Source organism: Nostoc sp., from assembly GCF_036917095.1.
GTDB lineage: Bacteria > Cyanobacteriota > Cyanobacteriia > Cyanobacteriales > Nostocaceae > Nostoc.
The window spans coordinates 1-9379 of sequence record NZ_JBALFH010000068.1; the positions used below are offsets into that span (position 1 = coordinate 1).

A 9379-nucleotide genomic window follows, 5' to 3' on the forward strand; every position below is an offset into this window, starting at 1 on the left:
CCTCGACAGAAATAAATACAACCCTGACGGCAATAAACGAACCAAACACCCAGCAGGGATGAGTCTTCCAAGTAACATCACAGACGCAGAAAGAGGAAGATTAACCGCCCTACTGCCTCTCTTGACTCATGCTCTGTGGATAGAGCAAAGACTCTACGAAATAATCCAAGACTATATCAGCAACCCTAGAAGAAAGGGTGCTAACGATTTAGCATCAATAGATATACGTAAAACTACGCTTCTGCCTGATAGCAAATACTCTTTTGGGTTTGGTGCGCCGACTGACCTGGCATTACCAATAATTGCGTCCTATCGGGTATTTCTAGACAAGGACTATAAATGGATTCTGCCATTTAACGAATTCGCTGAAGATTTCCTGCAACACTTGTGGAATAACTACTTCCGCAAATATTTGGTGTCGGAGAAAACAGCCGGAAATACAGTCGGTACAAAAATCAGCCGCAATCAAGAAATTTGGGAAAGTTTGTATATCTCAGCGCAGAGTTATCTAAACCAGCACTTGGTGAAAATGGTTAACTCCAGCAAGCAAGAAGAAGAATCCAAGGTGACACAAGGTAAAAAAGCGCGTTTACAAGCGGGTAATAAATGATGGAACCCATCATAGGCGGGCGTTGAAGAACTTATTGACTCATCGCCCAAAAATTGCTCTCACGCTCTCTGGAGGGGCAGACGTGAGGTAACTTTAAGTTGAAGCTAAAATTTATTCAAATCTTTCACTGTCGGTTTGTGCAAAACTTCCCCATTGGAACTGAAACATGAACCGTGACAAGGACAGTCCCAACTTTTCTCGGCGCTGCTCGTAGTTCTGCTGTGCTTTTTTTTACCTCAGCCTCCAGGATATGATTAAACTAGCACTGCTGCTGGTAAAGTTTGTTTATGTCTGGCTATAGATTTGAAAAAGCATATATGATAAAGCCGTGTATAGTTGTTTACATTTAATCATCTCTAACCTAAAAATTTAAATTTTGCTGAGAAATCTGTAAGAACTTTCTAAGGAAAACATTAGTTTTTTAGATATCAATTCTTATATATCTATCATTTTTAGATTAATTATTTAAGTAACAATCAGTTTAAAGCTCGAGCCAAGAGCTATGTAGTGTTTCCTAAATAACTAGGGAACATTCAAATCTTTATTACCAAGGGTATTATCTTTGAAAATGTACCTAACTAGATCGAGAACTGATATATTGCTGATTAATGCATTGAGGAATTGAAATTATGAAATTAAGATATTTATTAATACTGGGCTTGTCTTCTCTTGTCATGGTTGGCTGCGTCCGCGAAGTCTCAAAGAACCAGGCGAATGAAAATCCTGTAGCTGTGAATACATCTGTCTCCCTGTCTTCAACTCAGGCGAAACCTTTAGCCAACTCAGCGCAATCTCTAGATTCAAATGCTATGAAGTCAGGCACATTTGTTTCTGGAGAACATACAACTCAAGGGAAAGTTAGTATTACCACTAAAGATGGTAAATCATTTTTAGAGCTTGATGAGTCATTTAAGACTTCTGAATCAGGGCCAGATTTAGTAGTAATTTTACATCGTTCAGATAACGTGATTAATTCAACTAAGCCACCATCGTATCCTTTAAAAAACGGAGATTATTTTATCCTAGCTCCGTTACAAAAATATAGTGGCGCTCAAACATATTCCATTCCTCATAACATCAATCTAGCAGACTACAAATCCATCGCTATCTGGTGTCGCAAGTTTAATGCTACTTTTGGTGCTGCTAGTTTGAGTTAGTAAATATTAACCAACAAATTGTAAAAAATATTCCGTTTGGTCGCTTGGATCAACCGCAAGACGTTGCTTCTTTAGTCGCGTTTCTGGCTGCGGCTCCGAGGTATGGTCTTGAAATTATTCCTCCACCTACTACTGCATCTTCGCAGGTATAGCCCAACATCACTAAAAGTATCTAGATGAATCAGGGTTTTGTGCTTGGAGTGAACCGAGTTACAGCTACTACTTCCGAGGCAAACAAAAACGTTTAGAGCAGAGCAAGCGTCGAGGTCGAAGGTTAAGTATTATTGGCTTTCTTCAACCGTTAATTAGTTTCGTTTACGGTCTGGTAATTGGAGGCGTTTCACGCAAATCTTATATTCAAATGATGGAGATTGAAGCACTAGAAGCACAAAAAACGGGACGCATAAGAGTCATAGTGCAGGATAACGGTCCAATACATCGATGTAAAGAAGTGCAGGAGTTATGGACAAAGTGGGAAGAGATGGGTTTGTACATCTTCTTTCTACCCAAATATTGTTCGGAAATGAACCCGATTGAATTGGAGTGGCAACACCTCAAAAAAGATGAACTAGCCTCGAAAACTTTTGAAGATGAGTTAGACCTTGCCTATGCTGTGATTGATGGAGTTAAAGCTAGAGCAGAGAAGGGAAATTACAGTACACAACGTATAAGATTTAACTCTAAATCTTATCCTTAATTGTTTGTTACATAGTTATAAATTTTCTCCACGACTTACTTAGCGCATAACCCAACAGAGTTAAATCGACAAGGCCCAGACTCAGGTAAGCAATATCGTTCGGCGCTCTTTTTTGCTAACGATGAGCAGAAACAGGCTGCACAAGAATATATCGCTCAACTCAACAAATCACAAATCTTCAACAAGCCGATTGTGACAAAATTAGATCCTTTGAAAAGTTTTTATCAGGCTGCGGCATACCATCAGAATTATATAGTGCATCATCCGAGCGATCGCTATGTGGTAGTGAATGACTTGCCGAAGCTGGCTAAACTTCAAGCAAAGTTCCCTGATATGTATAGCAAGTAAGGGGATTTACAGCATTCGACTCTTAACATCCCCTTGAACCAGTGAAAGATTAGCCTATCCTGTAAGATGCTCGTCCATGCTTCTTTCGATATTGCTGATGATACTCTTCCGCTCTATAGAATTGCGATGCAGGTACAATCTCCGTCACAATTGGATTTTTGTGATAACGAGAACTATTTTCAAGCTGCTCCTTGGAGGCTTTTGCTAATAATTCCTGCTCTGGAGTGTGGAAAAATATTACTGACCGATATTGATAACCAACATCTGGCCTCTGGTGGTTTGATTCTGTGGGATTGTGCTTATTCCAAAACACATTTAGCAGTTCATCATAAAATACTATTGCTGGATCGTATTCCACTTCCACTGCTTCAGCATGTCCAGTTTTGCCTCTACAGACATCTTCATAGGTTGGATTCTCAAAGTGTCCGCCAGTGTAACCAACTGCTGTAGAAGTTACTCCCTTTACTTGACGAAATGCTGCTTCAACTCCCCAGAAACAGCCTGCTCCAAATGTCGCTTTTTGTAGATTAGCATTTTGCATATCTTTGACAACTCTTTTATGATAATTTTAAATGAAACTCATCAAATCAGACAGATACTTTATAAGCAAATATTTTCTCAATATTGCCTGATTGGTTTTAATTATTAGAGTGACAGATTATCCTGAGATGAGTATGGTATAAAACTGAATATTATCTAAGAATTGGAAAAAATGGATTCTACCGTTTAACCATTTAATGAAATTCAAAATTCAAAATTCAAAATTAAGAAAAAACAAAAATTTTGAATTGATTAATTCGCTCTTTTCTTGCCCTCACTGATAGCGCAGCGTTAGCGAGTCCACGAGCGTCTTGTAATTTTGAATTGATTTGACAAATTGCTGAAGATTTTCTGCAACACCTACTGTCTCTAAATAAATAGCTTTCAATCTACAATATCAACTCGCTTTAATGCAGCCATCAATTCTGTCATAAACTCAACAAAGACGCGAACTTTAGCACAGAGATAGCGTTTTTGCGGGTACAACACGGAGATCGGTAATCCAACTTGGGTCGCGTAGGATTGAAGAATTGGTTGGAGGTCTCCACGCGCGATCGCTTTGGCTGCGATAAATTTAGGAAATTGAACTACACCGGCTCCTTGAATGACTGCCTCTAAAATGACTTCTGAATTATCGAATCGCAGATAACTCTCAACACAAAGGTCAATCGCTTTTCCATCTTGTTCAAACTTCCATTTAGGCTCTCGCCCAGTCTGTGGATAGATAAAGTTGACACAGCGATGCTGCAAAAGTTCTGTGGGTACAGTAAATTTCAAGTCGAAGAGTACGTTCGATCGCTGGGCTTGCCCTACACAATCATGCGTCCAGTTTTCTTCTTTTACAACTACGCCTCAATGCGTCCAATGATGGAGCAGGGCACGCTCTCCCAACCGCTCAGTCCTGAAACAAAATTGCAGCAACTTTCTGAAGAAGATTACGGAGCAATGGTCGCTGAGGTATTCGATCGCCCCGCCGAGTTCTTGAACCGCGAAATCGAAGTCGCCAGTGTGGAGATGACCATGCCAGAAATCGCTGCCGCGTTCAGCCTCATGTTGGGCAAAACCGTCGAATACCAGCAAATTCCGTTTGAAGCGTTTGAGCAGCAAGCTGGGGAGGAAGTGACCATTATGTATCGCTGGTTTGAGAATGTCGGCTACGGAGCGGATTTAGCACAGCTGAAACGTGAGTTTCCTTCCTCAAGCGACTTTGAATCCTATCTGCGTGACCACGACTGGACAAAACCAGATTAAAGCGCGTGAAATAGGCTTTCTGATTGCTGGGGGAGCAGGGGAGCAGAGGGAGTAAAGAGACAAAATTTGAGTACTTTTTACGAGCGTTAGAGATTACTTAGGGACTTCCAGAAAATAAATTATCCCATTTTCATAGTGGCAGATTCTTTCTCCTCTGCCTCAAGAGCCTCCTTGAAGTTAGAGTCTGTTTTAAAAGTATATTTGGCATACTGAATGCAGTGAAGTAAAGCATCTCAATTCCAACGAAAAATTGGGATTATTTGCTTCACTTCGTTTTGTTCAGAATGATGAATTATAACTATCTTGGACTATCTTGGACTTTTCAAACAGACTCTAATGTATATCTTCAGAAGATAACGTTGAAATGGATGGATTAGAGCCAATCTCTTCAGGTTTAGAATTAAAGGGTGTTTTCCCTTCCCAGGAATAATTGCATATTTTAGTATGAAGCAGTGTTCCAAATGTGATATTAATTACAAAGGCAAATGAATCTACGAAAATTATGTCTATAGCCCGATTAATCATGAGTCCCTCTTCAGTTGATGAAAACATCAATTAATGTTTGAGTTGGAATTGTAATTTGACTACACAAAGCATAATGATTATTCCAGAAATCTCCAGCAGTACTTAGAAATTAGCGATATCTTTCTAATTACATATATGAAAGGTATTGTGATGATTAGGGATTAGTTTGTGTTTCGACATAAGACTTGAGGTTTAAAATCTCAATATCAATCTGATGAGATACAACTATTGTAGAAATATCTGACACAATCACTCATGAAAAAAGTCATGATTCTGACCATGACTTGAGCCACAAATTATCGGTTTAGCCAGTTATTATGGATTGATAAAGTCTGGACGATTTTCATAATAATAATAATATGCCAAAGGATATATACCACAGACTAAAAAATGTTCACCGGACTTCACCCCATGATAGTTAAAGCAACCGATGCAAAAGCGATCGCCTACACAGGAAATCCCCAAGGCGTACCTTTACTTCGTTTAAAAACCCGCATCGGCGATCAAGCACTACAGGTGATTTCGGAGTGCTTCAGTGCTTTGTTACAACTAGCTCCAACTGATTCACTTGCAATGGTTGCTGGTTTTCTTTTTGACCCAAAGGAGCAAATCTGTGAGTTAGCAGCATTGACGTTGGGTGAATCACGATTAGAGGAAGCATTTGATCTTCTCAGAAATTGCTGGCAGCAAACAAGAAACGTAGAACTTCGTCGCACATTGTTACTAGCAATAGGGATGTTGCGACAAGATAAAGCAATAGATTACCTGATTTCACTAGTGGCTCAAGGAAAAGATATTGATGCAAAAGATGCGATTGCAGCGTTGGCTATTTATCGAGAAGACCGTGAACTGTGGCAGCGAGTTGATCGAGCTAACAGAAGTAGCTTTAAATAAACTGCGCCAGAATCGACGTTATTCTTTCATTCGCCTAATTTCTTCGCAATAAGCAAAGGTTAATGACATTATTCTTGGCTCTATTGAGAATAGACCTTACTTATTGACATGATGCGGCCGCCCTACAAGCGATATCTGAATGATGACTCTCAATAAGAATTGATTTCAGAAAATAGCGAGCTATTTTTGGCATTTGTTAGTTTTGCAAGATATCTACTAAGCAATAAGAAACGACCCTGCAACGCTGAGTAGAAAATAAACGCTTGGTAAAGAATGAGACTTGTCCCGATTAATAGCGAATGCAAATATAGACCGCCCATTGATTTTTATGCAAGCAAATCGCAGTTGTGTTATTATCCAGATGAATCTCGGTTCTAGTGGGGAACAGCCGCTAGAGGAAACGGGGAAAGTCCGGTGTAAATCCGGCGCTGTCCCGCAGCTGTAATCAAGGCTTGCCTTGTGAGTCAGAATGCCCGCCGAAGTGAACTTGTAAATTTTGTACATCTGCGAGGCACAGATAAGTATTTTTATGAAAATTTCTACAACTACTCAGCTTTACGTTCTCATAGCTCCACATATCAATCCGCTACAGATTACGACTTTCTATGAGAGGGTAAGCGATTAATTTCCGGTACAAGTTGTGTCTTGAGATGCAGCGATCGCGATCGCCACTCCAGGATGAGAGTATCACTTAAAATATAGTCACAGCAACAAAAAAACTCTGTATTAACTAACAGATAGAAGTTGTTCAAAACAGGTAATAAATGGCGTGTATGACGTACATAGCGCTGTGACAATACTGAACAGATACTTTCCCAATTTCCCATAGAAATTGCTAATTTACTAAATTAATACTTCAGTTAATTATCATGCCGAAATTCTATCTTCACCGAACTGGGAAGATTCCTACTGCTATTCATCCCTTTGTCAAACAAACGGCTCTCTGTCAAGGCAAATATAAGCCCAGTCTACCTCAAGGGAAAATTATTCAAGATGTTCAAAACATTGCAATGTCGATGTACAGGATGATTTATATTGCGTTAGCTCCGCTCGCCGTAGGCATCGCCGACCTTGGGCGGTTACGACATCGCTCGTCTGATTCGGGACGAGCAGCAATGAGTAAACCGTTAGATCGACTCAAATAGGTGTACAGGAGCGTTCAAAAAAATGTCAACTTTATTATATTCTGTAATTGGTTTTCTGATGCTTTTAGTAATTGGAATTACGGCTTATTTCCTAACTGCCCGCAAGTACCAATCCTCATCCACAGTCGCCAATTCCTACGATCAATGGACGCTTGACGGCATCCTAGAGTTTTATTGGGGGGAACACATTCACCTCGGTCATTACGGTTCGCCACCACGAAGTAAGGATTTTTTGGCTGCTAAATCTGATTTTGTGCATGAAATGGCTAAATGGGGTGGAATAGAAAAATTATCTCCTGGTACTACCATCTTAGATGTTGGCTGTGGTATTGGCGGCAGCAGTCGGATTTTAGCGCGAGATTATGGGTTTGCTGTTACAGGGATTACCATCAGCCCTATTCAGGTTAACCGCGCCCAGGAGTTAACGCCCCAAGGGCTAAACGCCCAATTTGCGGTCGATGATGCAATGGCATTGTCGTTTCCAGATGCCAGTTTTGATGTCGTTTGGTCTATTGAAGCAGGCCCCCACATGCCAGATAAAACCGTTTTTGCTAGAGAATTAATGCGGGTGCTAAAGCCTGGTGGAGTGTTGGTTGTAGCTGACTGGAATCAGAGGGATGACCGCCAAAAGCCGCTAAGTTTTTGGGAGAAACGAGTAATGCAGCAACTCCTCGATCAGTGGTCTCATCCAGCTTTTTCCAGCATTGAAGGCTTTTCCGAGCTTTTGGCGGCGACAGAATTAGTTGAGGGGGAGGTAATTACGGCAGACTGGACTCAAGAAACCCTTCCTTCTTGGTTCGATTCGATTTGGCAAGGAGTGTCTCGACCAGAGGGATTGCTGCGTTTTGGACTGTCTGGTTTCATTAAATCTGTGCGCGAGGTACCAACGCTTTTACTAATGCGTTTGGCGTTTGGTGCAGGATTGTGTCGATTTGGAATGTTCCGGGCTGTGCGGGCAAACGGAAGCACAGAATTGATGGACAGAAACTTTGCCAACCAAAATCCCTCAAGCTTGGTTAGGTAGCGATCGCAGCTATTTATGAATATTTGGATTTTAACTAAGTTTGGGGGTTTAAGTCCCCTACTTCTAGAGGCAGAAAGAATTGAAGCCTAGCTAAATCCCCATCACAAAATGTAATTATGAATTATAAATTATGAATTATCGAATTAAGGGATTTGTAGCAGTTCCAAAGAAAGCTATCCGTCTGGTATTACAGGGTGTTGGTAATCGATTTGACTACTTTTATGACCGTCTTTGGCAACCCCAGGAACCCCATCAAACGCAATTAGTATTGATTGGACGGGAGCTTGAGCAGGTTCGCATTAAGCCATTGCTGCTACGGGAGGAAGTCAATGCGACCATCCAATAGTATCTGGCAAGGAAATTTTGGCTACTGGCAAAATAGTTTTATTCATAATAATCTGCTGGTCATTGGTTACACAGCATGGAAAGAATTTCAGTCATTTGGAGGGGGAGTTGTCTTATGTGATGTAGATACTCAAGTTACTCAGTCGACAATTACAAACTTTGATACAGTTCCCTTCACCCTCCAGTTTCTCCCCTGCGATCTAATTGGGTTTTACTTGCGATCGCAATCACTGAACTCATCTATAATCTCATCCATTTTCCCAGCAGTCGCAACATACAATCCCCATCAAGATATTCTTCTGGTACTAAAAGTTGAACCTCAGATTGAGGTTACTTTTTTACACCAATTAAAAATTACTCCACCCGATTGCTACGAACAAGTTTGCAAGCGTTGGTCAGAATTTCAACCAAGCTTAATGCCCTAATACTTACTTTATTCCTCAATGCTCAAACCACAATTAAGCAAGATTCCGAAACCTACTTGCTATCAAAATGCGGCGATAGATTATTATATGGGACTCACAAATTCCGACTATCTCCGTTTGTAGGAGGTGCGCTATCCTACATTAGGCGGCGCTGTCAAGTCAATGCTACCAGTTATTTCAACTTACCCCAAAAAGAACTTCAGCCGCTAGGAGAAAGTTTTATTTAATGGAAACCGCAGTGAAAAAGTCGGATTTTGTCCTGAGTCCTTACATGAACAGCAGGGACTTGCGGGCAACTTATCAAATTCTGAATACAGTTGTGCCTTATCAGTAAACCAAAAAGTTTTTCCAAAAAGGCGATCGCTACGCACACCGCAGGCATCATCAATAAACAAACACGTATAAGCAAGTATTATTA

General features: G+C 40.6%; 11 protein-coding genes, 4 pseudogenes and 1 riboswitch. Of the genes and pseudogenes, 10 read left to right on the top strand and 5 right to left on the bottom strand.

Annotated elements, in window-relative coordinates; all coding sequences use genetic code 11:
* A pseudogene (locus V7L01_RS35150) lies at positions 1 to 610 on the top strand (AIPR family protein); the annotation flags it as partial.
* Between the two features lie 104 nt (positions 611 to 714).
* On the opposite strand, the pseudogene V7L01_RS35155 reads toward V7L01_RS35150, so the two are convergent.
* Positions 715 to 798 (bottom strand): annotated as a pseudogene (locus V7L01_RS35155) (Rieske 2Fe-2S domain-containing protein); the annotation flags it as partial.
* Between the two features lie 441 nt (positions 799 to 1239).
* Between V7L01_RS35155 and V7L01_RS35160 the strand changes: the two are divergent.
* The 3 genes and pseudogenes from V7L01_RS35160 to V7L01_RS35170 all read left to right on the top strand — a co-directional run bounded on the left by V7L01_RS35160 (position 1240) and on the right by V7L01_RS35170 (position 2812).
* A complete protein-coding gene (locus V7L01_RS35160) occupies positions 1240 to 1767 on the top strand; it encodes a DM13 domain-containing protein (RefSeq protein ID WP_335042995.1) in 528 nt (175 codons plus the stop codon).
* 169 nt (positions 1768 to 1936) lie between these two features.
* Positions 1937 to 2464: pseudogene (locus V7L01_RS35165) on the top strand (IS630 family transposase); the annotation flags it as partial.
* Between the two features lie 21 nt (positions 2465 to 2485).
* Positions 2486 to 2812 carry a peptide-methionine (S)-S-oxide reductase gene (locus tag V7L01_RS35170; RefSeq protein WP_335043008.1) on the top strand — a complete coding sequence of 109 codons (327 nt, stop codon included), beginning with the start codon at positions 2486 to 2488 and terminating at the stop codon, positions 2810 to 2812.
* Between the two features lie 49 nt (positions 2813 to 2861).
* Here the strand turns inward: V7L01_RS35170 and msrA are convergent, their stop codons facing one another.
* Both msrA and V7L01_RS35180 read right to left on the bottom strand, forming a co-directional pair.
* On the bottom strand, positions 2862 to 3353 hold the full coding sequence (gene msrA, locus V7L01_RS35175) for a peptide-methionine (S)-S-oxide reductase MsrA (RefSeq protein ID WP_335042997.1): 492 nt from the start codon (positions 3351 to 3353) through the stop codon (positions 2862 to 2864).
* 383 nt (positions 3354 to 3736) lie between these two features.
* Positions 3737 to 4102 carry a LysR substrate-binding domain-containing protein gene (locus tag V7L01_RS35180; RefSeq protein WP_335042999.1) on the bottom strand — a complete coding sequence of 122 codons (366 nt, stop codon included), beginning with the start codon at positions 4100 to 4102 and terminating at the stop codon, positions 3737 to 3739.
* Between V7L01_RS35180 and V7L01_RS35185 the strand changes: the two genes are divergently transcribed.
* Both V7L01_RS35185 and V7L01_RS35190 read left to right on the top strand, forming a co-directional pair.
* On the top strand, positions 4094 to 4603 hold the full coding sequence (locus tag V7L01_RS35185) for an NmrA family NAD(P)-binding protein (protein ID WP_335043001.1): 510 nt from the start codon (positions 4094 to 4096) through the stop codon (positions 4601 to 4603). The genes V7L01_RS35180 and V7L01_RS35185 overlap by 9 nt on opposite strands.
* A gap of 936 nt (positions 4604 to 5539) precedes the next feature.
* Entirely contained in the window at positions 5540 to 6022 is a 483-nt protein-coding gene (locus tag V7L01_RS35190; RefSeq protein WP_335043002.1) for a HEAT repeat domain-containing protein, read from the top strand.
* Between the two features lie 352 nt (positions 6023 to 6374).
* Positions 6375 to 6517, top strand: a riboswitch (cobalamin riboswitch).
* Positions 6518 to 6615: 98 nt separating this feature from the next.
* Here V7L01_RS35190 and V7L01_RS35195 read toward each other — a convergent pair.
* Entirely contained in the window at positions 6616 to 6849 is a 234-nt protein-coding gene (locus V7L01_RS35195; protein ID WP_335043003.1) for a hypothetical protein, read from the bottom strand.
* Positions 6850 to 6891: 42 nt separating this feature from the next.
* On the opposite strand from V7L01_RS35195, the gene V7L01_RS35200 reads away from it, so the two are divergent.
* From V7L01_RS35200 to V7L01_RS35215, 4 genes and pseudogenes are all read left to right on the top strand, one after another.
* Positions 6892 to 7167: a hypothetical protein gene (locus V7L01_RS35200; RefSeq protein WP_335043004.1), complete on the top strand. Its 276-nt coding sequence runs from the start codon at positions 6892 to 6894 to the stop codon at positions 7165 to 7167.
* A 22-nt stretch (positions 7168 to 7189) separates the two neighbouring features.
* Complete coding sequence (locus V7L01_RS35205; RefSeq protein WP_335043005.1) at positions 7190 to 8191, top strand: methyltransferase domain-containing protein; 1002 nt, start codon at positions 7190 to 7192, stop codon at positions 8189 to 8191.
* Positions 8192 to 8327: 136 nt separating this feature from the next.
* Positions 8328 to 8537: pseudogene (locus tag V7L01_RS35210) on the top strand (GTP-binding protein); the annotation flags it as partial.
* Complete coding sequence (locus V7L01_RS35215) at positions 8521 to 8961, top strand: hypothetical protein (protein WP_335043006.1); 441 nt, start codon at positions 8521 to 8523, stop codon at positions 8959 to 8961. The pseudogene V7L01_RS35210 and the gene V7L01_RS35215, both read left to right, overlap by 17 nt.
* Positions 8962 to 9167: 206 nt before the next feature.
* Here the strand turns inward: V7L01_RS35215 and V7L01_RS35220 are convergent.
* A partial coding sequence (locus V7L01_RS35220; protein ID WP_335043007.1) for a hypothetical protein occupies positions 9168 to 9379 on the bottom strand: 212 nt, incomplete at its 5' end.